Annotated in this window: 21 protein-coding genes and 5 tRNA genes; 8 read left to right on the forward strand and 18 right to left on the reverse strand. The window is 56.7% G+C overall.

The annotated features are described in order from the left end of the window. Window positions 1-226 precede the first annotated feature (226 nt). The 8 genes from proV (at window position 227) to leuA (ending at window position 10,429) form a co-directional block, all read left to right on the forward strand. Window positions 227-1,438, forward strand: coding sequence for a glycine betaine/L-proline ABC transporter ATP-binding protein ProV (gene proV / locus ACERY3_RS18540; protein ID WP_039263415.1), 1,212 nt, complete (start codon window positions 227-229; stop codon window positions 1,436-1,438). Then, the gene (gene proW / locus ACERY3_RS18545; RefSeq protein WP_058841100.1) at window positions 1,422-2,492 is read left to right on the forward strand and encodes a glycine betaine/L-proline ABC transporter permease ProW; all 1,071 of its coding nucleotides are present in this window, start codon (window positions 1,422-1,424) and stop codon (window positions 2,490-2,492) included. The genes proV and proW overlap by 17 nt, the downstream gene beginning before the upstream one ends. Before the next feature lie 9 nt (window positions 2,493-2,501). After that, window positions 2,502-3,497 (forward strand): glycine betaine/L-proline ABC transporter substrate-binding protein ProX, encoded by a 996-nt coding sequence (gene proX / locus ACERY3_RS18550; protein ID WP_045404718.1) that lies wholly within the window; start codon window positions 2,502-2,504, stop codon window positions 3,495-3,497. Window positions 3,498-3,699: 202 nt separating this feature from the next. After that, window positions 3,700-4,884, forward strand: coding sequence for an MFS transporter (locus ACERY3_RS18555; RefSeq protein WP_039263411.1), 1,185 nt, complete (start codon window positions 3,700-3,702; stop codon window positions 4,882-4,884). Between the two features lie 313 nt (window positions 4,885-5,197). Then, complete coding sequence (gene mprA / locus ACERY3_RS18560) at window positions 5,198-5,728, forward strand: transcriptional repressor MprA (protein WP_023333174.1); 531 nt, start codon at window positions 5,198-5,200, stop codon at window positions 5,726-5,728. Window positions 5,729-5,854: 126 nt separating this feature from the next. Next, window positions 5,855-7,027, forward strand: coding sequence for a multidrug efflux MFS transporter periplasmic adaptor subunit EmrA (gene emrA, locus ACERY3_RS18565; protein WP_023308934.1), 1,173 nt, complete (start codon window positions 5,855-5,857; stop codon window positions 7,025-7,027). A gap of 16 nt (window positions 7,028-7,043) precedes the next feature. After that, window positions 7,044-8,591: a multidrug efflux MFS transporter permease subunit EmrB gene (gene emrB, locus ACERY3_RS18570; RefSeq protein WP_038417314.1), complete on the forward strand. Its 1,548-nt coding sequence runs from the start codon at window positions 7,044-7,046 to the stop codon at window positions 8,589-8,591. A gap of 182 nt (window positions 8,592-8,773) precedes the next feature. Continuing rightward, window positions 8,774-10,429 carry a 2-isopropylmalate synthase gene (gene leuA / locus ACERY3_RS18575; RefSeq protein ID WP_373226223.1) on the forward strand — a complete coding sequence of 552 codons (1,656 nt, stop codon included), beginning with the start codon at window positions 8,774-8,776 and terminating at the stop codon, window positions 10,427-10,429. Here leuA and ACERY3_RS18580 read toward each other — a convergent pair. The 18 genes from ACERY3_RS18580 to ACERY3_RS18665 form a co-directional block, all read right to left on the reverse strand. After that, window positions 10,416-11,180: a helix-turn-helix transcriptional regulator gene (locus ACERY3_RS18580; RefSeq protein WP_373226225.1), complete on the reverse strand. Its 765-nt coding sequence runs from the start codon at window positions 11,178-11,180 to the stop codon at window positions 10,416-10,418. The two genes, leuA and ACERY3_RS18580, sit on opposite strands and share 14 nt — an antisense overlap. Before the next feature lie 53 nt (window positions 11,181-11,233). Further along, a complete protein-coding gene (gene luxS, locus ACERY3_RS18585; RefSeq protein ID WP_008499539.1) occupies window positions 11,234-11,749 on the reverse strand; it encodes an S-ribosylhomocysteine lyase in 516 nt (171 codons plus the stop codon). A gap of 153 nt (window positions 11,750-11,902) precedes the next feature. Beyond that, window positions 11,903-13,447 carry a glutamate--cysteine ligase gene (gene gshA, locus ACERY3_RS18590; protein WP_033146364.1) on the reverse strand — a complete coding sequence of 515 codons (1,545 nt, stop codon included), beginning with the start codon at window positions 13,445-13,447 and terminating at the stop codon, window positions 11,903-11,905. Window positions 13,448-13,530: 83 nt separating this feature from the next. Then, window positions 13,531-13,959: a YqaA family protein gene (locus ACERY3_RS18595; RefSeq protein WP_008499541.1), complete on the reverse strand. Its 429-nt coding sequence runs from the start codon at window positions 13,957-13,959 to the stop codon at window positions 13,531-13,533. Then, the gene (yqaB, locus tag ACERY3_RS18600) at window positions 13,956-14,522 is read right to left on the reverse strand and encodes a fructose-1-phosphate/6-phosphogluconate phosphatase (RefSeq protein ID WP_023308940.1); all 567 of its coding nucleotides are present in this window, start codon (window positions 14,520-14,522) and stop codon (window positions 13,956-13,958) included. Before yqaB ends, ACERY3_RS18595 begins: the two co-directional genes overlap by 4 nt. A gap of 117 nt (window positions 14,523-14,639) precedes the next feature. After that, window positions 14,640-14,716 (reverse strand) — tRNA-Arg (locus ACERY3_RS18605). Between the two features lie 28 nt (window positions 14,717-14,744). Further along, window positions 14,745-14,821: transfer RNA gene (locus ACERY3_RS18610), tRNA-Arg, on the reverse strand. 29 nt (window positions 14,822-14,850) lie between these two features. Then, a tRNA-Arg gene (locus tag ACERY3_RS18615) sits at window positions 14,851-14,927 on the reverse strand. Window positions 14,928-14,991: 64 nt separating this feature from the next. Next, window positions 14,992-15,068: transfer RNA gene (locus ACERY3_RS18620), tRNA-Arg, on the reverse strand. Window positions 15,069-15,072: 4 nt separating this feature from the next. Then, window positions 15,073-15,165: transfer RNA gene (locus ACERY3_RS18625), tRNA-Ser, on the reverse strand. A gap of 342 nt (window positions 15,166-15,507) precedes the next feature. Continuing rightward, window positions 15,508-15,693, reverse strand: coding sequence for a carbon storage regulator CsrA (csrA, locus tag ACERY3_RS18630; RefSeq protein WP_000906486.1), 186 nt, complete (start codon window positions 15,691-15,693; stop codon window positions 15,508-15,510). Window positions 15,694-15,934: 241 nt separating this feature from the next. Next, window positions 15,935-18,562 carry an alanine--tRNA ligase gene (gene alaS, locus ACERY3_RS18635; protein WP_045888112.1) on the reverse strand — a complete coding sequence of 876 codons (2,628 nt, stop codon included), beginning with the start codon at window positions 18,560-18,562 and terminating at the stop codon, window positions 15,935-15,937. A gap of 131 nt (window positions 18,563-18,693) precedes the next feature. Beyond that, window positions 18,694-19,194, reverse strand: a complete 501-nt coding sequence (gene recX, locus ACERY3_RS18640) for a recombination regulator RecX (protein ID WP_033146366.1) — start codon at window positions 19,192-19,194, stop codon at window positions 18,694-18,696. A 68-nt stretch (window positions 19,195-19,262) separates the two neighbouring features. Beyond that, the gene (gene recA, locus ACERY3_RS18645; protein WP_023308943.1) at window positions 19,263-20,321 is read right to left on the reverse strand and encodes a recombinase RecA; all 1,059 of its coding nucleotides are present in this window, start codon (window positions 20,319-20,321) and stop codon (window positions 19,263-19,265) included. Between the two features lie 89 nt (window positions 20,322-20,410). After that, window positions 20,411-20,908, reverse strand: a complete 498-nt coding sequence (gene pncC / locus ACERY3_RS18650) for a nicotinamide-nucleotide amidase (protein WP_023308944.1) — start codon at window positions 20,906-20,908, stop codon at window positions 20,411-20,413. 129 nt (window positions 20,909-21,037) lie between these two features. Continuing rightward, complete coding sequence (locus ACERY3_RS18655; protein WP_058841096.1) at window positions 21,038-21,916, reverse strand: metal ABC transporter substrate-binding protein; 879 nt, start codon at window positions 21,914-21,916, stop codon at window positions 21,038-21,040. A 14-nt stretch (window positions 21,917-21,930) separates the two neighbouring features. Then, window positions 21,931-22,791 carry a metal ABC transporter permease gene (locus ACERY3_RS18660; protein ID WP_058841095.1) on the reverse strand — a complete coding sequence of 287 codons (861 nt, stop codon included), beginning with the start codon at window positions 22,789-22,791 and terminating at the stop codon, window positions 21,931-21,933. Next, a complete protein-coding gene (locus ACERY3_RS18665; RefSeq protein WP_373226227.1) occupies window positions 22,788-23,441 on the reverse strand; it encodes a metal ABC transporter ATP-binding protein in 654 nt (217 codons plus the stop codon). The genes ACERY3_RS18660 and ACERY3_RS18665 overlap by 4 nt, the downstream gene beginning before the upstream one ends. Window positions 23,442-23,471: the final 30 nt, after the last annotated feature.

The following is a 23,471-nucleotide window of genomic DNA, read 5'->3' on the forward strand; positions in this document are numbered from 1 at the left end:
CGGTTCAGGCGAAATTTCCCGATGCAGCAGCAAAAAATTGAGAAAAATTCAAACCGCCCTCAGCCCTTTATTCATGGGAAATTCAGCCGTTTCGCTTACTTCAAAATTCCGCCCTTAGCCCGACTCAGGGTTGTCTCAGATTCTCAGTATGTTAGGGTTATGCCCGTTAACAATTTACCATGGTAATCATATCGGCATAAACAAATAACAGGACACTCTCTATTGCATGGCAATTAAATTAGAAGTGAAAAATCTTTATAAAGTATTTGGCGAGCACCCGCAGCGCGCATTCAAATATATTGAGAAAGGCCTTACGAAAGAGCAAATTCTGGAAAAAACCGGGCTATCGCTTGGCGTTAAAGACGCCAGTCTGGCCATTGAAGAAGGCGAGATTTTTGTCATCATGGGATTATCCGGTTCGGGTAAATCCACTATGGTTCGCCTTCTCAATCGCCTGATTGAACCCACCCGCGGGCAGGTGCTGATTGACGGCGTGGATATCGCCAGAATATCAGACGCAGAGCTTCGCGAGGTGCGCAGAAAGAAGATCGCAATGGTGTTCCAGTCATTCGCGCTAATGCCGCACATGACGGTGCTGGATAATACCGCTTTCGGCATGGAATTAGCCGGCACGCCGGCTCAGGAACGTCAGGAAAAAGCCCTTGATGCGCTGCGTCAGGTCGGGCTGGAAAATTATGCGCATGCGTACCCGGATGAACTTTCCGGCGGTATGCGTCAGCGCGTGGGATTAGCCCGTGCATTAGCCATTAATCCAGACATATTATTAATGGATGAAGCCTTCTCCGCCCTCGATCCGTTAATTCGCACCGAGATGCAGGATGAGCTGGTAAAATTACAGGCTAAACATCAGCGAACGATTGTCTTTATTTCCCACGATCTGGATGAAGCCATGCGTATTGGCGACCGCATTGCCATTATGCAAAACGGTGAAGTGGTGCAGGTCGGCACGCCGGATGAAATTCTCAATAATCCGGCGAACGATTATGTCCGCACCTTCTTCCGCGGCGTGGATATTAGCCAGGTCTTTAGCGCCAAAGATATTGCCCGCCGAACGCCAAACGGCATTATCCGTAAAACGCCAGGCTTCGGCCCGCGCTCGGCGCTGAAGCTGCTGCAGGATGAAGACCGTGAATACGGTTATCTGGTTGAACGCGGCAATAAATTTGTTGGCATTGTCTCCATCGACTCCCTGAAAACGGCTCTCACTGAGAACCAGGGAATCGATACGGCGTTAATTGACGCTCCGCTTGCCGTGGACGCCGAAACGCCGCTCAGCGAGTTGCTCTCTCACGTGGGCCAGGCGCCGTGCGCCGTGCCGGTCGTGGGTGAGGAACAACAGTACGTCGGCATCATCTCAAAAAGGATGCTGCTGCAGGCTTTAGATCGCGAGGGGGCAAACAATGACAGATCAATCTAACCCGTGGGGCGCCACTGAGGCAGCGGACAGCGCTGCGCAATCCGCCGACGCGTGGGGTTCCACGCCAGCGCCGACCGATGGCGGCGGCGCGGCAGACTGGCTCAACAGCGCACCCGCGCCTGCGCCAGAACATTTCAACATCATGGATCCGTTCCATAAAACGCTGATCCCGCTGGACAGCTGGGTCACAGAGGGGATCGACTGGGTGGTCACGCACTTCCGTCCGGTCTTCCAGGGGATCCGCGTCCCGGTGGATTACATCCTGAACGGCTTCCAGCAGCTGATGCTGGGCATGCCGGCGCCGGTGGCGATTATCCTGTTCTCCCTGATCGCCTGGCAGTTCGGTAGCGCGGGCATGGGGGTCGCCACGCTGATCTCTCTGATCGCTATCGGCGCGATTGGCGCGTGGTCGCAGGCGATGATCACCATGGCGCTGGTGCTGACCGCCCTGCTCTTTTGCATTGTCATCGGCCTGCCGATGGGGATCTGGCTGGCGCGCAGCCCTCGAGCGGCGAAGATAATTCGTCCCCTGCTGGATGCGATGCAGACCACCCCGGCGTTCGTCTATCTGGTGCCTATCGTGATGCTGTTCGGCATCGGCAACGTGCCGGGGGTGGTAGTGACCATTATCTTCGCCCTGCCGCCGATTATTCGTCTGACCATTCTGGGGATTAACCAGGTACCTGCGGACCTGATCGAAGCGTCACGCTCGTTCGGCGCCAGTCCGCGCCAGATGCTGTTTAAGGTTCAGCTTCCGCTGGCGATGCCGACCATCATGGCGGGCGTTAACCAGACGCTGATGCTGGCCCTGTCGATGGTGGTGATCGCCTCGATGATCGCCGTTGGCGGACTGGGTCAGATGGTGCTGCGCGGCATTGGCCGTCTCGATATGGGGCTGGCCACCGTCGGCGGCGTCGGCATTGTGATCCTCGCCATTATCCTTGACCGCCTGACTCAGGCCGTCGGTCGTGATTCACGCAGTCGCGGCAACCGTCGCTGGTATACCACCGGCCCTGTCGGGTTACTCACCCGCCCTTTCACGAAATCAAAATAAGGAACAACGATGCGACATAACGTACTTTTTGCCACAGCGTTTGCCACCCTTGTCTCCACCAGCGCGTTTGCGGCTGACCTGCCTGGCAAAGGCATTACCGTACAGCCGGTGCAGAGCACCATTTCGGAAGAGAGCTTCCAGACCCTGATCGTCAGCCGCGCGCTGGAGAAGCTGGGCTACACGGTTAACACGCCGAGCGAAGTAGATTACAACGTGGGCTACACCTCGATTGCCTCCGGTGACGCCACCTTTACCGCCGTCAACTGGCAGCCGCTGCACGACGACATGTATGCCGCCGCCGGCGGTGACAAGAAGTTCTATCGCGAGGGGACCTTCGTGACGGGTGCGGCGCAGGGGTATCTGATTGACAAGAAAACTGCGGACCAGTACCACATCACCAATATTGAACAGCTGAAAGATCCGAAGATCGCCAAACTGTTCGACACCAACGGTGACGGCAAGGCAGACATGATGGGCTGCTCGCCGGGCTGGGGCTGTGAAGCAGTGATTAACCACCAGAACAAAGCCTTTGACCTGGCAAAAACCGTCGACGTGAGCCACGGCAACTATTCAGCGATGATGGCCGACACCATTGCCCGCTTCAAAGAGGGTAAACCGGTGATCTACTACACCTGGACGCCGTACTGGGTAAGCGACGTGCTGAAGCCGGGCAAAGACGTGGTGTGGCTGCAGGTGCCGTTCTCCTCCCTTCCGGGCGAGCAGAAGGATATCGACACCAAGCTGCCGAACGGCATGAACTACGGCTTCCCGGTGAACACCATGCATATCGTGGCTAACAAAGCCTGGGCGGAGAAAAACCCGGCGGCGGCGAAGCTGTTCTCGGTGATGAAGCTGCCGCTGGCGGACATTAATGCCCAGAACGCGATGATGCATGCGGGCAAATCGTCTGAAGCGGATGTGAAAGGACACGTTGACGGCTGGATCAAAGCCCACCAGCAGCAGTTTGACGGCTGGGTGAAAGAGGCGCTTGAAGCGCAGAAGTAAAAACAAAACCCTACCCCTCTCCCAGAGGGTTAGGGGATGATGATCTCCCTCTCCCCTTGGGAGAGGGCCGGGGTGAGGGGATCAAACCGCACAATCCACCTAAACCGCACAATACATCACCCAACAATCCCCCCACTTTCACAATCATTAGCTATTATGGTTTCCGGAAAAATAATCACTCAACTAACGATTCCTGAAACTAATGACAAAAACAGCTCAAGGGCTTAGCCCCGCACTCATCCTTTTAATGTCCGTGGCAACGGGTCTGGCGGTCGCCAGCAACTATTACGCACAACCCCTTCTCGACACCATCGCCCGCGCGTTCAATCTCTCCGCCAGCTCCGCAGGCTTTATCGTTACCGCAGCACAGCTGGGCTATGCCGCCGGGCTGCTGTTCCTGGTGCCGCTCGGCGATATGTTTGAACGCCGAATGCTGATCGTCTCCATGACCCTGCTGGCCGCCGGTGGGATGCTGATCACCGCCAGCAGCCAGTCGCTGACGATGATGATCGTCGGAACCGCGCTTACCGGGCTGTTCTCCGTGGTGGCGCAAATCCTGGTCCCGCTCGCCGCGACCCTCGCCTCTCCGGAAAAACGCGGCAAGGTGGTGGGCACCATCATGAGCGGCCTGCTGCTGGGGATTTTGCTGGCGCGTACCGTTGCCGGGCTGCTGGCAAGCCTCGGCGGCTGGCGCACCGTATACTGGGTGGCGAGCGTGCTGATGGTCGTTATGGCGCTGGCGCTGTGGCGCGGGCTGCCAAAGGTGAAGCAGGAAAACCACCTGAACTATCCTCAGCTGCTGGCCTCCGTTTTCAGCCTGTTTACGCAGGACAAGCTTCTGCGTACCCGCGCCCTGCTGGGCTGTTTCACCTTCGCTAACTTCAGCATTCTCTGGACGTCAATGGCGTTTCTGCTGGCCGCGCCGCCGTTCAATTATTCCGAAGGGGTGATTGGCCTGTTCGGCCTGGCCGGTGCCGCAGGCGCGCTGGGGGCACGCCCCGCTGGCGGGCTGGCCGACAAGGGCAAATCCCACCTGACCACCTCCGCAGGGCTGGTTTTACTTCTGCTCTCCTGGGCGGCGATCTGGTACGGACACATCTCGGTGCTGGCGCTGATCGTCGGTATCCTGGTGCTCGATCTCACCGTTCAGGGCGTTCACATCACCAATCAGACCGTCATCTATCGCGTGAAGCCAGAGGCGCGTAACCGCCTGACGGCCGGATACATGACCAGCTACTTCATCGGCGGCGCGGCAGGTTCGCTTATTTCAGCGTCGGCGTGGCAGCATGCGGGCTGGTCGGGGGTATGCGCGATCGGGGCCATCGTTGCTACCCTCAACCTGCTAGTATGGTGGCGTGGTTATCACCGTCAGGATGCAATTAACTAACATTTACATTGAGTTGGCCTCTTAGGGTGTTAAGAGGCCCTTCACTCTGTTAATGTAAACGTAATCATTTATCCCAGAAATTTTAATGTGGGTGACATATTTACAATCGGCATGAATAGTTCAGACCCCCGTCCTCACATCCTCTCTTCAGCGGGTTCACACCCAACGCTTTCTGTGCTCACCGGGTCACGGACTTACCCGGCGCTTTCTGATGGTGACATAAGTTTGGCGGATATAACCGCACAAATAATTCATTTACATTATTTGTCACTATCGTTACTATATCGGCTGTAATTAATGAGGTTATGCCCAAATGGATAGTTCGTTTACGCCCATTGAACAAATGCTTAAATTCCGCGCCAGTCGCCATGAGGACTTCCCATATCAGGAAATCCTGCTGACTCGCCTGTGCATGCACATGCAGGGTAAGCTACTGGAAAACCGTAATAAAATGCTGAAAGCTCAAGGGATTAACGAGACGTTGTTTATGGCGTTGATTACGCTGGAGTCTCAGGAAAATCACAGCATTCAGCCTTCCGAACTGAGCTGCGCGCTGGGCTCCTCCCGTACCAATGCGACCCGTATTGCCGATGAACTCGAAAAGCGCGGCTGGATTGAGCGCCGTGAAAGCGACAACGATCGCCGCTGCCTGCATCTGCAACTGACCGATAAAGGTCACCAGTTCCTGCGCGAGGTGCTGCCACCTCAGCACAATTGCCTGCACAAACTCTGGTCTGTCCTCAGCACCGCCGAGCGCGACCAGCTTGAGCACATCACTCGCAAGCTGCTCACCCGTCTGGACCAGATGGATGAAGACGGCGCCGTTCTTGAGGCGCTGCGCTAACGCGACGACACGCTCACCATTCCAGATTCATAAGAAAACCGACAGGCCAGCACGTCACAGTGCTGGCCTTTCTGACAACAGGTCGGCTCAGCCGATGTGAAAATAAGAAGATCGTGGAGAACAACAATGAGCGCAAATGCGGAGAGCACTACCCCGCAGCAACCGGCCAACAAGAAAGGCAAACGTAAGAGCGCCCTTCTTCTGTTGACCTTGCTCTTTATCATTATTGCCGTGGCATATGGGATCTATTGGTTTTTAGTACTGCGTCATGCTGAAGAGACTGACGACGCGTACGTGGCAGGGAACCAGGTACAAATTATGGCGCAGGTGTCGGGCAGCGTGACGAAAGTCTGGGCTGACAATACCGACTTTGTGCAAAAAGGCGATGTGTTGGTGACCCTCGATCCAACCGACGCCCAGCAGGCGTTTGAAAAAGCACAGACCGCGCTGGCCTCCAGCGTCCGTCAGACCCGCCAGCTGATGATCAACAGCAAACAGCTGCAGGCCAACATCGACGTGCAGAAAACGGCGCTGGCGCAGGCGCAGAGCGATCTGAACCGCCGCGTTCCGCTCGGCACCGCCAACCTGATTGGCCGTGAAGAGTTGCAGCACGCCCGCGACGCCGTTGCCAGCGCTCAGGCACAGCTGGATGTGGCGATTCAACAGTACAACGCCAACCAGGCGATGGTGCTGGGCACCAGTCTGGAAAACCAGCCTGCCGTACAGCAGGCGGCGACCGAAGTGCGCAACGCGTGGCTTGCCCTGCAGCGTACCAAAATCGTCAGCCCGATGACCGGCTATGTCTCCCGTCGTTCCGTCCAGCCAGGGGCGCAGATTAGCCCAACCACGCCGCTGATGGCGGTCGTGCCGGCAGACAATTTGTGGGTAGACGCCAACTTTAAAGAGACACAGCTTGCCCATATGCGTATCGGCCAGAGCGCGACGGTTGTCAGCGACATCTACGGCGATGACGTGAAGTACACCGGTAAAGTGGTCGGTCTGGACATGGGGACCGGCAGCGCCTTCTCCCTGCTGCCTGCGCAAAACGCCACCGGTAACTGGATCAAAGTGGTTCAGCGTCTGCCCGTGCGTATTGAGCTGGATGCCAAACAGCTTGCGGATCACCCGCTGCGTATCGGCCTCTCAACGCTGGTGACGGTCGACACCGCCAACCGCGACGGTCAGATCCTGGCAAGCCAGGTGCGCAGCAGCCCGGCTTATGAAAGTAACGCCCGTGAAATTAGCCTCGATCCGGTCAACAAGCTGATCGATGACATCGTGAAGGCAAACGCCGGTTAATCCGAAGGTGAGCGTTATGCAACAGCAAAAGCCGCAAAAACCGCTGGAAGGCGCGCAGCTGGTCATTATGACCATCGCGTTGTCGCTGGCGACATTCATGCAGGTGCTGGACTCCACCATCGCAAACGTGGCGATCCCGACCATCGCCGGTAACCTTGGCTCGTCGCTGAGCCAGGGGACCTGGGTCATTACCTCGTTTGGGGTGGCAAACGCCATCTCCATTCCGATTACCGGCTGGCTGGCAAAGCGCGTCGGTGAAGTGAAGCTGTTCCTCTGGTCGACGGTATTGTTCGTTCTTGCCTCCTGGGCGTGCGGCATGTCCAGCAGCCTGACGATGCTGATTTTCTTCCGCGTCATTCAGGGGATTGTCGCCGGGCCGCTGATCCCGCTGTCGCAGAGCTTACTGCTGAACAACTACCCGCCCGCCAAACGCTCGATTGCGCTGGCGCTGTGGTCGATGACCGTGATTGTCGCGCCGATTTGCGGGCCTATCTTAGGCGGCTATATCAGCGACAACTATCACTGGGGCTGGATCTTCTTCATCAACGTACCGATTGGCGCCATCGTGGTAATGCTGACGCTCCAGTCGCTGCGCGGAAGAGAAACCCGGACGGAACAGCGGCGTATCGACGCCATTGGTCTGGCACTGCTGGTTGTCGGCATCGGTAGCCTGCAGGTCATGCTCGACCAGGGCAAAGAGCTGGACTGGTTCAACTCCCGGGAGATCATCATCCTGACGATTGTCGCGGTGGTGTCGCTGAGCTTCCTGATTGTCTGGGAGCTGACGGACGATAACCCGATAGTCGACCTGTCGCTGTTTAAGTCGCGAAACTTCACCATAGGCTGTCTCTGTATCAGCCTCGCCTACATGCTCTACTTCGGCGCGATTGTACTGCTGCCGCAGCTGTTGCAGGAGGTATACGGCTACACCGCAACCTGGGCAGGTTTAGCCTCGGCGCCGGTTGGATTGATTCCGGTTCTGCTGTCGCCGATTATTGGCCGCTTCGCCCACAAGCTCGACATGCGCCGGCTGGTGACGTTCAGCTTTATCATGTACGCCGTGTGCTTCTACTGGCGCGCGTATACGTTCGAACCGGGAATGGACTTTGGCGCGTCCGCGTGGCCGCAGTTTATTCAGGGCTTTGCCGTGGCCTGTTTCTTTATGCCATTGACCACCATCACGCTTTCCGGTTTACCGCCTGAGCGCATGGCGGCCGCATCGAGCCTGTCGAACTTTACGCGAACGCTGGCGGGCTCGATTGGTACGTCGATCACCACCACCCTGTGGACGAACCGTGAATCGATGCACCATGCCCAGCTGACCGAAGCGGTGAACCCGTTCAACCCGAACTCTCAGCAGATGTACAACCAGCTGCAGGGAATGGGCATGACGGAGCAGCAGGCGTCAGGGTGGATTGCCCAACAGATCACCAACCAGGGTCTGATTATCTCCGCCAACGAGATTTTCTGGATATCGGCAGGGATCTTTATCGTCCTGCTGGGGCTGGTATGGTTTGCTAAACCGCCGTTTGGCGCCGGTAGCGGCGGCGGCGGTGCGCACTAATCCTGTGACAGTTGCCCGGTGGCGCTTCGCTTACCGGGCCTACGAACGTAGGCCGGATAAGGCGTAGCCGCCATCCGGCAAAAAACCGCACCCTGTCCAGAACGCGACAGCGATTGTCAGTGTCGATAAAGCAGCGCTCCTGAAATCCATTCACGATAGTGAAAAGACAACAGGAGCGCATCATGCTGAACACACCCGCCGACAAGTACCAACCCTATCCGACCCTTTCCCTGCCCGACCGCCGCTGGCCGGAGCAACGCATTACCCGCGCGCCGCGCTGGCTCTCCACCGACCTGCGCGACGGCAACCAGGCCCTTGCCGAGCCGATGGACAGCACCCGCAAGCTGCAGTTCTGGGATCTGCTGCTGGGCTGCGGCTTTAAAGAAATTGAGGTGGCTTTCCCATCCGCCTCGCAGACCGACTTCAACTTCGTTCGCCAGCTGATTGAAGAGAACCGCATCCCGGATGACGTCACGATTCAGGTATTAACCCAGGCGCGGGAAGATCTCATCCATCGCACTTTCGAATCCCTGCGCGGTGCGAAACAGGCCACCGTCCATCTGTATAACGCCACCGCCCCGCTGTTCCGCCGCCTGGTGTTCGGCATGGAAAAAGCGCAAATCGTTGAGCTGGCGACGCGATCCACGCGGCTAATTCGTCAGCTGTGTGAAGAGAACCCGGACACCCGCTGGCAGTATGAGTATTCCCCGGAGACCTTCTGCTTTACCGAGCCGGAGTTTGCGCTGGAGATTTGTGAAGCCGTGGCGGAGATCTGGCAGCCGTGCGACGAACGGCCCATGGTGATCAACTTACCGGCCACCGTCGAAGTGAGCACGCCGAACGTCTATGCCGACCAGATCGAGTATTTCTGTCGCCACTTCAGCCGCCGCCGGGATGTCTGCATCAGCGTACATCCGCATAACGACCGCGGTACCGGCGTCGCCAGCGCCGAGCTGGCCGTGATGGCGGGGGCAGACCGCGTGGAGGGCTGTCTGTTTGGTAACGGGGAACGCACGGGCAACGTCTGCCTGGTGACGCTGGCGATGAACCTCTACAGCCAGGGCGTCAGCCCGAATCTCGACTTTAGCGATATGAACCGGGTCGTGGAAGTAGTGGAAGCCTGCAACCAGCTGCCGGTGCATCCGCGCCACCCGTGGGCAGGCCGGCTGGCCTATACCGCCTTCTCCGGCTCGCACCAGGATGCGATCAAAAAAGGCTTTGATGCCCGCAGGCCTGGCGATCGCTGGAAGATGCCGTATCTGCCGGTCGATCCGCAGGATATCGGCTGCACCTACGAAGCGGTGATCCGCGTAAACAGCCAGTCAGGGAAAAGCGGCAGCGCGTGGCTCATCGAACAGAATCATGGCCTGAAATTACCCCGCGCCCTGCAGCAGGATTTCAGCCAGCACGTGCAGCAGGAAACCGATCGCCACGGAAAAGAGATGACGCAGAATGCGCTGTGGCAGCTGTTCCGCACCCGCTACGGCCTGGTAGCCACGCCGCAGTTTGCGCTGCAATCCTACCGCAGCGACAGCCAGCAGGACGGCCAGCTGCGTTTGACGGCAAGCATCGCTACGCAGGGGGGAACGCGTCAGCTGGAAGGTCAGGGTAATGGTCTGCTCTCCGCCGCCGCTCACGGCTTAAGCCGCTGGGTCAACGCCCCGTTCGTGATTAAGGATTATCACGAGCATACGTTAGGCGAACGCAGCGACAGCCGCTCGGTGGCCTACATCCGCTGCCTGTTCCAGGACGGCAGCAGCCGCTGGGGCGTGGGCATCGACAGCGACGTGGCGCGTGCGTCGCTTCAGGCGCTCTTAAACGCCGTCAGTCGTTCTTAAAGTAATCGCTGGGTGAGACGCCCATCACCCGGCGGAACATCGCCGTAAAGGCGCTGTGGCTGCCGTAACCCAGATCCAGCGCCACGCGCAGCACCGGCTGGCCCTGCGCCAGCCGCACTAAGGCTTCCAGCAGGCGCGCCCTTCTCAACCACTCGCCGTAGCTTAATCCCGTCTGCTGCTGAAAATGGCGGTTCAGGGTGCGCTCGCTCATGTTCATCATGCTCGCGGCCTGCGCGCTGCTCCAGCTCTCCCCCGCGTTTTGCCGGATTTGCAAACACAGGTGACGTAACGCCTCGCTTTCCGGCTCCGGCAGATGAAACGGCAGCACAGGCATGGTGCGGATTTCATCGAGAATGAGTTCATAGACGCGTTCATCCCGGCTGCCGGGCGAGTACGATTCAGGTAAAGCAAGAGAGACGAGGATCAGCTCGCGCAGCAGCGGTGCGATCTGCACGATCTGACAGGTGGCCGGGAGATCGGCCCGCGCCAGCGGATCGATGAAAAGCGTTCGCGCCGCCACGTTGCCGGTGATGCGAAGCGAGTGGCGAGTCCCCGCCGGTAGCCAGACGCCGCGACCGGGAGGAACAACCCAGCAGCCCGATGCGGTATCGACCCGTACCACGCCGCTCAGGGTGTGCAACAGCTGTGCGCAGCTGTGCTCATGCCACGGCTCGCTGTCACCATGAACGTAATCATGGGCGAACGGAACGAGGGGACGATGGGTAAAGGAGAAGGTTGCGGTTGTGGTCATGGGGTTGAACCACCCTCACCCTACCCTCTCCCGGAGGGAGAGGGTAGGGTGCACTAGATGTGCAGTTCCTGCAGTTTTTCTTTTGGCAGGGCCAGCTCTTCGTTGCTGTTCACGCGAACATCACGCTCAATGATGTGACGCGCGATTTCCTGCGCTTCTTCCAGAGAGTGCATCTGGTAAGTACCGCACTGGTAAACGTTCAGCTCAGGGATCTGGTTCTGCTCTTTCACCTTCAGCACGTCTTCCATCGCCGCTTTCCACGCATCAGCGACGCGTTTCTCTTCCGGCTGGCCAATCAGGCTCATGTAGAAACCGGTACGGCAGCCCATCGGAGAGATGTCGATGATCTCAACGCCGTTGCCGTTCAGATGGTCACGCATGAAACCGGCGAACAGGTGTTCCAGGGTATGAATGCCTTTCTCTGGCATCACTTCTTTATTTGGCACGCAGAAACGCAGATCGAAAACGGTGATCGTGTCGCCGTGCGGGGTGTGCATGGTCTTCGCCACGCGTACTGCAGGTGCTTCCATACGGGTATGGTCGACAGTAAAGCTATCTAATAACGGCATACGTCACCTCCGACAGTGATTTTTTTTAAAATAAACTGAACTCTTCTACAGAATGCACGTCTGACTATATGAAAGACGCGCATTTGTTATCATCATCCCTGAATTCAGAGATGTATATTTTGGCCACAGCGATGTGGCCTTTTTCTTTTCTGCTTAAGACTGCTTCGCCAGAAACGCCTCAAACGACTCGGTATCCGCCGCTTCAACCTCTTTCTGACGCACCACGGACGCATCGCGTTCCGCGACAAAATCCGCTTCGCTCAGCACTTCTAACGGCTCCTGCATCAGCATCTCACGGTACTCCGCTGAGAGTGAACGCCCCGTGCCACCAATGCCCTGATCGATCATAGAACGCAGAATACGCGCTGAGAACGTCAGTTCCGGATTATCAAAACATTCCACCAGCTGGTCGCAGATCTGTTGATACGCGTCGCCGCCGTCAATGCTGTCCATTGTGCGGGCAACACGCTTCAGATCGCGGAACAGATCTTTGCCGACTTTGGTCAGCGGGAACTGTGCCGTTTCGCAGCCGATACCCAGCGTCAGGCCCGGCTTACGCCCTTCCAGAATCACGCGATTCCAGTTTGTACGGGTACAGAGCAGTTCGTCTGAACTCATTTCCGGCGCATCCGCCAGCACGCACCAGACCATAAACAGATCCAGGAAGCGAATCTGCTGCTCATCAACGCCAATCGGTGAGAACGGGTTGATATCCAGCGAACGCACTTCAATGTATTCGATCCCGCCGCGCTGCAGCGCATCCGACGGGGTTTCACCGCTGCGCGTTACGCGCTTAGGACGAATAGGCGCATACAGCTCGTTTTCAATCTGCAGCACATTGCTGTTGATTTGCAGGCGCTTGCCGTCTTTTTCGAGGCCGATTTTCTCGTACTCTTCCGACGGGGTTTTGATCGCCCGCTTCAATCCTGCCACATATTCGTGCAATTCGTTAAACGTAATACCGAGATTGCTTTGCGATTTATTGGTATAACCGAGATCGCTCAGGCGCAGAGAGGTGGCGTACGGGAGATAGTACATTCCGCACTCGGTCTTCTCGAACGGCAGCGTGGTCGGTTTCCCCTGCAGGAACGAAGAACAGATCGCCGGGGAAGCACCAAACAGATACGGGATCACCCAGCCGAAACGGTAATAGTTGCGGATCAGGCGGAAGTAGCCTTCAGAGATCGCGTCTTTATCCGTTTCACCGCATTTCGCCTGCCAGAACGCCATTGGCAGCGAGAAGTTGTAATGCACGCCCGAGATCGTCTGCATCAACGCGCCGTAGCGGTTTTTCAGCCCTTCGCGATAGAGCGTTTTCAGCCGGCCGATATTTGACGTGCCGTACTGCGCCAGCTCAATCTCCTGGCCCTGCTCGATATAGCACGGCATGCTGAGAGGCCACATACGTTCGTCGCCCATGTTGCGCGCGGTGTAGCGATGGATATCGCGCATGATCGTCAGCATATGATCAATATCACCCTCTACTGGCGTGATGAACTCCAGCAGTGCCTCAGCGAAATCGGTTGTGATCCATTTATGTGTCAGCGCCGAGCCTAACGCCTTCGGGTGACCCGTCGTCGCTAAGCTACCGTCCGCGTTAACGCGCAGCGTTTCACGCTCAAGACCACGCTGAATACCCTTCAATGCCTGAGGGTGGTTTTCCAGCCAGGCCAGCGCCTGAGATACGTCCGGGATCAAATTGACCTCCCGCCTGTCAAAGTAATGTTACTCAGCATAATTGTAATGGTTGACGATTGAAGGTCGCGTATTCATTCCACCAATTAGTGCCACCACGTCATACCCTGTAGTGTTGCCCACGCCACGAGAACATAGCGCAACGCCTTGCCAAGGCACAAAAAAAAGAGCACCGGTCCCCAGGAGATGCGCATCCATCCCGCCAGCAGACACAGTAAATCGCCTATTACAGGCATCCAGCTTAATAACAGCGTGGCAGCGCCATAGCGTTTTAGCCAGCCGACTGCCTTTTCCTGCCAGCGCGATTTTTCGCGCAGCGGAAAGAAACGCCCAAGAATAACGTTAGTCAGCCCTCCAAGGCTATTACCCATTGTTGCTATTAATACAAGCAGCCAGGGCTGACTCACGCCGGACAACAGCATCGCCACCAGCACCACTTCCGAATTTCCCGGTAACAGCGTGGCGCTTAAAAAACTGCTGGCGAATAATGAAGCAAGTGACAGCGCGTCACTCACAGTAAGCGCACATCCACCGCATCCATTCCGGCATCACGCGCGGCCTGAATGCCGAAATCGGCGTCTTCAAAAACGACACATTTTGCCGCCGGGACGCCCATTAATTCTGCGCAAAGCAGGAAGGTGTCCGGTGCGGGCTTGTGATGTTTAACATGATCGGCGGCGACCACGGCAGAAAAATAGTGGCGCAGGCCAAGATGATTGAGCAAAGCTTCTGCAATCGAGCTTTCACTGCCCGTTCCTACCGACATCGGTCGGCGCCCGTGCCACTCTTTTACCACATCAATCAGCGGCAGAGGACGTACGGTATCTAGAAGCATGGCTTTTACCGCATCGGTTTTTTCGCGCGCGAGCAGATGCGGGTCGAGATCGGCCTGATTCAGTTCAATCACGGCCTGCGCAATACGCCAGGTGGGGGATCCGTTGAGGGCAATCATCGCCTGAAGATCGAAACGCATTCCGTAGCGGCCCAGGACGTCAGTCCAGGCTTGACGATGCGTGGGTTCGGTATCCAGGAGAGTGCCGTCCATATCGAAGATCAAACCGTCATACTGTGCGTACATCGTGCTCTCGCTAAACGATTAACAAAGCATTACTTTATCGTAAATGGTGATTTTTGTCGCTGACTGAGAGTGTGATTGCTGACGGAACGTCGAAGGAATAAACAAAGAAGGAGAAGATGGTGCATCCGGGAGGATTCGAACCTCCGACCGCTCGGTTCGTAGCCGAGTACTCTATCCAGCTGAGCTACGGATGCATCAGGGTACTGCTTTCAGAAATAATAATGGTGCATCCGGGAGGATTCGAACCTCCGACCGCTCGGTTCGTAGCCGAGTACTCTATCCAGCTGAGCTACGGATGCATCAGGGTACTGCTTTCAGAAATAGTAAATGGTGCATCCGGGAGGATTCGAACCTCCGACCGCTCGGTTCGTAGCCGAGTACTCTATCCAGCTGAGCTACGGATGCATCGGGATTTACTACTGTACTGCTCGATATTCATATCACTTATAAAGCAATATGAAGTAATAGATGGTGCATCCGGGAGGATTCGAACCTCCGACCGCTCGGTTCGTAGCCGAGTACTCTATCCAGCTGAGCTACGGATGCAAAATGGCGGTGAGGCGGGGATTCGAACCCCGGATGCAGCTTTTGACCGCATACTCCCTTAGCAGGGGAGCGCCTTCAGCCTCTCGGCCACCTCACCACACAACGCCTCTTTCGAGTGCTTCGAGTTACTCGTTAAGAGCTTCTCGTCGCTGCGTGGCGCATATATTACTTTCTGGGACTTATAAGTCAAACAATTTTCCAAAAGCTTTTATCGTTTGCACAAATCACACGCAATTCGCATGTAAAAGCCGCAAAGAGGGTGTTTTATAAGCGGATTTTGCAGGCATCTTCACAGAAAACCTTTGCAGAAATAGCGGCGTAAGGGCGAGTTTAGGGTAACGGAGTGGTTAAAAAGAGAGCGTTTGAAATTAAACGGTAACGTTGAGCAGGAAAAATGACAGGAGGGTTGCGTCTCGCCCGACAGCGAGACGCGACAATATCAGTAACTGGACTGCTGGGATTTTTCAGCCTGGATACGCTGGTAGATCTCTTCACGGTGGACAGATACTTCTTTAGGAGCGTTAACACCAATACGTACCTGGTTACCCTTTACCCCTAAAACTGTCACGGTGACCTCATCCCCAATCATGAGGGTCTCACCAACTCGACGAGTCAGAATCAGCATTCTTTGCTCCTTGAAAGATTAAAAGAGTCGGGTCTCTTGTATCCCGGCATTATCCATCATATAACGCCAAAAAGTAAGCGATGACAAACACGTAAAGTGTAAGCAGTCACGGCATCACATTCTGTTAAACGTAAGTTTAGCCGATATACACAAACTCAACCTGACTTTATCGTTATCGATAGCACAGTGAACAAGACGCCATAACGTTACCGCTATGGCGTCTGCTTGTGCTTTGTAGTTATTACAGTTTCGCGCTTACCCAGCTTTCAACGCTGGCCAAAGCTTGCGGAAGTGCCGCCGCATCCGTACCACCGGCTTGCGCCATGTCCGGACGACCGCCACCCTTGCCGCCCACCTGCTGAGCGACCATACCAATCAGTTCCCCTGCTTTTACGCGGTCGGTCACATCCTTAGAGACGCCCGCAATCAGAGAAACCTTACCTTCTGCCACTGTCGCCAGCACGATAACGGTAGAACCAAGCTGGTTCTTGAGATCGTCGACCATAGTACGCAGCATCTTAGGCTCAACGCCCGCCAGATCGCTGACCAGCAGTTTGACGCCCTTAATGTCTACAGCCTTGCTGGAGAGGTTTGCACTCTCCTGCGCCGCAGCCTGCTCTTTCAGCTGCTGCAGCTCTTTTTCCAGCTGACGCGTGCGATCCAGCGCAACGCGCACTTTCTCGCCCAGGTTCTGGCTATCGCCTTTCAGCAGCTGCGCGATGTCGTGCAGCTGATCGCTCTGCGCATGCAGGCTGGCAATCGCACCTTCACCGGTCACCGCTTCAATACGACGCACGCCTGCCGCCGTACCCGACTCGGAAACAATGCGGAACAGGCCGATGTCACCGGTGCGCGATGCGTGCGTACCGCCGCACAGCTCGGTAGAGAAGTCGCCCATGCTCAGCACGCGAACGCGGTCGTCATATTTCTCACCAAACAGCGCCATCGCACCTTTTTTCTTCGCGTCCTCGAGCTCCATGATGTGGGTCTCGATTGGCAGGTTACGACGGATCTGCGCGTTCACCAGATCTTCCACCGCGCGGATCTCAGACGGTTTCATCGCTTCAAAATGCGAGAAGTCGAAACGCAGCACTTTGTCGTTAACCAGAGAACCTTTCTGTGCAACGTGGGTACCGAGTACGTCGCGCAGGGCAGCGTGCATCAGGTGGGTTGCAGAGTGGTTCAGACGAATGCGCGCGCGGCGAGCTTCATCCACGTTAGCCTGTACGCCCTCGCCCACTTTCAGAGAACCGGAAACCAGTTTGCCCTGGTGACCAATCGCCTGACCGTATTTCTGGGTGTCGCTGACGCTAAAGCTAAAGCCGTTGCCTTTCAGCTCGCCCTTATCGCCAACCTGACCGCCGGATTCCGCGTAGAACGGCGTTTTGTCCAGAATGACAACCGCATCCTGGCCCGCGCTGATGCTGTCCACGGCTTTACCGTCAACAAACAGGGCGGTCACTTTGCCGGTCAGTTCCAGCGCGTCATAACCTTTGAATTCAGACGCGCTATCAACGCGGATCATCGCGTTGTAGTCTGCACCGAAACCGCTGGACTCACGCGCACGACGACGCTGCTCTTCCATCGCGGCTTCGAAGCCCGCTTCGTCAACTTTGATGTTGCGCTCGCGGCAAACGTCCGCCGTCAGGTCAACCGGGAAGCCGTAGGTGTCGTACAGGCGGAAAGCGGTTTCGCCATCCAGCGTGTCGCCCTTAAGCTTCGCCAGCTCTTCGTCCAGCAGCGCCAGACCGCGCTCAAGCGTACGCGCAAACTGCTCTTCTTCGGTTTTCAGAACCTGCTCTACCTGCGCCTGCTGGCGTTTCAGCTCATCACCGGCAGCCCCCATCACGCCAATCAGTGGCCCAACGAGTTTATAGAAGAAGGTGTCCTTCGCGCCCAGCATGTTGCCGTGACGGATGGCACGACGAATGATACGACGCAGCACGTAGCCACGGTTTTCATTCGACGGGATAACGCCGTCGGCAATCAGGAACGCACAGGAACGAATGTGGTCCGCGATAACGCGCAGCGATTTGTTGTTCAGATCGGTCGCGCCGGTAACGTTCGCAACGGCTTTGATCAGGGTGCTGAACAGATCAATTTCGTAGTTGGAGTTAACGTGCTGCAGAACCGCGGCAATACGCTCCAGACCCATACCGGTATCGACGGAAGGCTTCGGCAGCGGCTCCATCGTACCGTCGGCCTGACGGTTGAACTGCATGAACACGATGTTCCAGATCTCAATGTAGCGATCGCCGTCTTCTTCCGGGCTGCCCGGAGGCCCACCCCAGATGTGGTCGCCGTGATCGTAGAAGATCTCGGTGCACGGACCGCAAGGACCGGTATCACCCATCTGCCAGAAGTTGTCAGACGCGTATGGCGCGCCTTTGTTATCACCGATGCGAATAATACGCTCGCGCGGGATCCCGACTTCTTTTTCCCAGATTTCGTAGGCTTCGTCATCGGTTTCATAGACGGTAACCCACAGACGCTCTTTCGGCAGGTTGAACCAGTTTTCACCGGTCAGCAGTTCCCACGCATATTGAATAGCATCGTGTTTGAAGTAGTCGCCGAAGCTGAAGTTACCCAGCATTTCGAAGAACGTATGGTGACGCGCGGTGTAACCGACGTTTTCCAGGTCGTTGTGTTTACCGCCCGCACGCACGCAACGCTGTGAGGTTGTGGCGCGGGAATAATTACGCTTGTCGAGACCAAGGAACACATCCTTGAACTGGTTCATCCCAGCGTTGGTAAACAGCAGAGTCGGATCGTTGTTCGGTACCAGGGAGCTGCTGGCAACAACCTGGTGTCCCTTACTATGGAAAAAATCGAGAAACGCCTGACGGATCTCAGCGGTGCTCTTGCTCATAATTATCCTGAAATCAAGCTAACGAAATGTCGTAGCCAGCCTGTATCGGTAAACCGTTGGACAGACCAGCTACTGGAAAAAGTGGGAATAAGATAAGTTTTCTTTAGTGGGAAGTAAAATACCGCATGCGTTCAATCGGCAAAATTACGCCAGATATCCTGAATATCTTCCATCAGAAAGCCGCGGTAGAGCAAAAAGCGCTGGATTTTAACTTTTTCTGAAAACTCACGCGGCAGCGGTTCGCCGTATTTACGAATCGCCTGTTCTCTGGCCAGCTCGCACCAGTCAGTATCGCATTCGCGCATCGCTTTTTCGATGGACTCCCTGGCCACCCCTTTCTGGTTCAGCTCCTGCCGGATGCGCGCGGGCCCATATCCTTTACGGCCGCGGCTGGCGAGAAACCGTGAGGCAAAGCGCTCGTCATCGAGATAACGATGCTCATAGCACCAGGCAATCACGCGGTCATAATCTTCCGCGGTGGCATCAATCTCTTCCGGCCCGTTTTTACTCATCACCGGAGCCGACAGTTTTCGCCGCAGCTCCTGTTCACTGTGGTCACGAACGGCCAGGATGCGCACCGCGCGGTCCAGTAAGCGTGCATACGCGGGTCGACGTGTTGTCGGTTCACTCATAAAAAACCTGCTGATTCAGAAATGCAAAAAGGGCCGCATCAGCAGCCCTTCATTTTTAAACGAAAGAATTAAAAGTCTTCGTTAGTTTCTTCAGCATCCGCGGCATCGACCACGAAATCAGGTTTGGAGTCCTGGTTGTTCAGCAGAAGCTCACGTACCTTCTTCTCAATCTCTTTCGCTGCAGCCGGGTTCTCTTTCAGCCAGGAGATCGCGTTCGCTTTACCCTGACCAATCTTGTCACCGTTGTAGCTGTACCAGGCGCCCGCTTTTTCAATCAGCTTCTCTTTCACGCCCAGGTCAACCAGTTCGCCGAGAAAGTTGATCCCTTCGCCGTAGAGGATCTGGAACTCAGCCTGTTTGAACGGCGCAGCGATTTTGTTCTTCACAACCTTCACGCGGGTTTCGCTACCGACCACGTTCTCGCCCTCTTTCACCGCGCCGATACGGCGGATATCCAGACGGACAGAGGCGTAGAATTTCAGTGCGTTACCACCGGTAGTGGTTTCCGGGTTACCGAACATCACACCAATTTTCATACGGATCTGGTTGATGAAGATCAGCAGCGTGTTGGACTGCTTCAGGTTACCCGCCAGCTTACGCATCGCCTGGCTCATCATACGTGCCGCGAGGCCCATATGAGAGTCACCGATTTCACCTTCGATTTCGGCTTTTGGCGTCAGTGCGGCTACGGAGTCGACCACGATAACGTCAACGGCACCAGAACGCGCCAGCGCGTCACAAATTTCCAGCGCCTGCTCACCGGTGTCCGGCTGAGAACACAGCAGGTTGTCGATATCCACGCCCAGCTTGCGGGCATAAACAGGGTCCAGCGCGTGCTCGGCATCGATAAACGCACAGGTTTTACCTTCGCGCTGTGCCGCGGCAATCACCTGCAGCGTCAGGGTGGTTTTACCGGAGGACTCTGGCCCGTAGATTTCTACGATACGGCCCATAGGCAGACCGCCAGCGCCCAGCGCGATATCCAGAGAAAGCGAACCGGTGGAGATGGTTTCCACATCCATGGAACGGTCTTCACCCAGGCGCATGATGGAGCCTTTACCGAATTGCTTTTCGATCTGGCCCAGTGCTGCCGCCAACGCTTTCTGTTTGTTTTCGTCGATAGCCATTATTACTCCTGTCATGCCGGGAGAAGCGACTGTGCTTCACCGTGGATTTCTGTTCTGTTGGTGCAATTATACTGTATGGTCATACAGTATCAAGTGTTTTGTAGAAATTGTTGCCAGAGCGTTTTTAACGCATAAACGGTTGCCTGACGACGCACGCTTTCGCGATCGCCGCTGAAGCACTCCCGGCGGGTGATCCCTTCCCCTTTGGAGGTGGCGAACCCAAACCAGACGGTGCCGACAGGCTTCACGTCGCTGCCGCCGTCCGGGCCCGCAATGCCGCTAATGGAAATCGCGTAGTCTGCCCGCGCCTCTTTGAGCGCGCCAATGGCCATCTCGATCACCACCGGTTCGCTGACCGCGCCATGCTGTTCAAGCGTGGATTCACGCACGCCAATCATCTGAGCTTTAGCTTCGTTACTGTAGGTCACAAAACCGCGTTCAAACCAGGCGGAACTGCCGGCAATATCGGTAATCGCTTTCGCCACCCAGCCGCCGGTGCAGGATTCGGCGGTGGTGATTGTCGCGCCACGCTGCTTCAGCGCAAGGCCAACGATCTCGCTAAGCTGCATCAATTCATGGTCAGTCATTCTCGCTCCAGGCATCAGAAAAACGTGCTGCACAAGATAGCACTTTCTCGTCAGATGTGGGGATAGACTTCAGGTTTTACGAGGGGGCTTCAGAAAAAAGCCGGTACGGACGCACCGGCGGTGGAAAGGTTATTTCATGCTGTCAGCGAGGGTGTTCACATTGTGGCGAAACGCCTTAACGTAGGTGTCTGCCACCCCACCTTTTGCCGACAGCGCTTCGGGGTAAAGCTCACCCCCGGGCTGTGCGCCCGTCGCCGACGCAATCTGTTTCACCAGACGCGGATCGAGCTGATTCTCCATGAACCAGGTTTTCACGCCGTCGGCTTTAATCTGATTGATAATCTCGGCGACCTGCGCCGCGCTGGCTTCGCTCTCAGACGACAGCCCCTGCGGCGCCATAAACGTCACGCCGTAAGCGCGGCTGAAATAGCCGAACGCGTCATGGCTGGTCAGCACGTTACGCTTCGCCGGCGGGATCTGGCTAAAGCGCGTTTTGGCCCAGTTATCCAGTTGCGTCAGCTGCGCGATATACGGCTTACCGGTAGCCTCGAGCGCCGCTTTATCTTGCGGATCGGCTTTCACCAGCCCGTTCAGAATATTTTGCGCATAGAGCGCCCCGTTCGCCGCGCTGTTCCACGCGTGCGGATCGGTCACAGTCTTTCCATCTTCCTCAAGCGTGTGGGTTTTGACCCCAGTTGAGGCGACAACCAGTTGCCCTTTGAACCCGGAGGCTTTCACCAGACGATCAAGCCAGCCTTCCAGCCCCAGGCCGTTCACCACCACCACATCAGCCTTGCTCAGGGCCGCGCTGTCTTTCGGCGACGGTTCGAAGGTATGCGGATCGCCGTCCGGCCCGACCAGCGTCGTCACGTTCACATGGTCGCCTCCCACCTCCTGCGTGATATCCCCCAGTATCGAAAAGCTGGTCACCACATTCAGCGTTTTCGCCATCACGCCGTGCGACATCATCCCCAGCGCGAGCGCCACTACAAATCCCGTACGTTTCATCGTTTCCCCTTGCGTTAAAAATACGCCCGCAGGCTGCCAGCGAGCCTGCTTCGCGTACCCAGTAAAATGGAAATAAAGAACAGCACGCTGGCGGTGAGCACGATGGACGGCCCTGCCGGCAGACTCATCGCCCAGGAGAGGCTCAGCCCCAGCCATGCGCAGAAGATACCGCTGATACCCGCCATCAGGAGTAAGGCAGGTAACGTACGCACCCAGCAGCGGGCTGCCACGGCCGGAAGCATCATCAGCCCGACGGCCATCAGCGTGCCGAGCACCTGAAAACCGGCCACCAGGTTAAGCACCAGCAGCGCCAGAAACAGTCCGTGCAGCAGGCCAGGCAGCCAGCGGGCGTTCACCTGCAGCCAGGCGGTATCAAACGCTTCTGTCACCAGCCCGCGATAAAACAGCGCCAGCGTGATAAGGGTGAACATGCAAACGCCCGTGACGAACAGCGCGGCGTCGTTGTCCACGGCGAGGATGGAGCCAAACAGCAGATGCAGCAGATCGACATTCGACCCGCGAAGCGACACCAGCGTGACCCCCAGCGCCAGCGAGCCGAGATAAAACCCGGCAAAGCTGGCATCTTCTTTCAGCGGCGTGCGTCGACTGACCAGACCGGCCAGCAGCGCCACGGTAATTCCCGCGATAAAACCGCCAATACTCATCGCCAGCAGCGACATACCGCTAAGCAAATACCCCACGGCGACACCCGGCAAAATGGCGTGAGAAAGGGCGTCGCCCATCAGGCTCATCCGACGCAGCTGAAGAAACACGCCGAGCGCGGTGGTGCTGACCGAGAGCGCCAGGCAAACCACCAGCGCGCGACGCATAAAGCCGTACTCAATGAACGGCTGAAAAAAGAGATGCCAGATCATGCCACCCTCACCCGCTCGGTTTTCCACTGGGGAACGTCAGCATCCAGCCGCAGCGTCTGCGGGAAATGGCGCGACACGCGCTCGCTGTCGTGCAGTACCGCGAGCAGCGTTTGCCCCTGCATATACATCTCCAGCATCAAATCCATCAGCACGTTGCAGGTAGCTTCATCGACTCCGGTAAAGGGTTCATCCAGCATCACCAGCGGCGCCTGCTGCACCAGGACGCGGGCAAAGAGCATGCGCTGAAACTGACCGCCGGAGAGTTCATCGATGGTGGATAACGCCATGGACTCAAGCCCGACGCGCTCAAGCGCGCTGGCAATGCGCAACCGCGTTTCGCGACGAAACCCGGAAAAAAGCGACATGCACGGCCAGCAGCCCATGCTTACCACGTCCTGTACGGTCAGCGGAAACTGCGCCTCCAGCGCGTGACGCTGTGCCAGCCAGCCGATTACCGGCCGCTTACCCTGCCAGCGGAAGCCGCCGCTGACGGGAGGAATAAATCCCGCCAGCGTTTTCAGCAGCGTGGATTTCCCGCAGCCGTTAGCGCCGATAATGGCGGTCATGCTTCCGCGCTCAATCGTGCCCGAAAGGGGCCGCGTAACGGGCTGACGTTCATATCCCGCGACCAGTTCATTCATCATAATCATGGCAATGCCACCGCCCAGCGCACGGCCAGC

The organism is Enterobacter cloacae complex sp. ESBL7 (genome assembly GCF_041679625.1).
Classification (GTDB): Bacteria; Pseudomonadota; Gammaproteobacteria; order Enterobacterales; family Enterobacteriaceae; genus Enterobacter; species Enterobacter asburiae_B.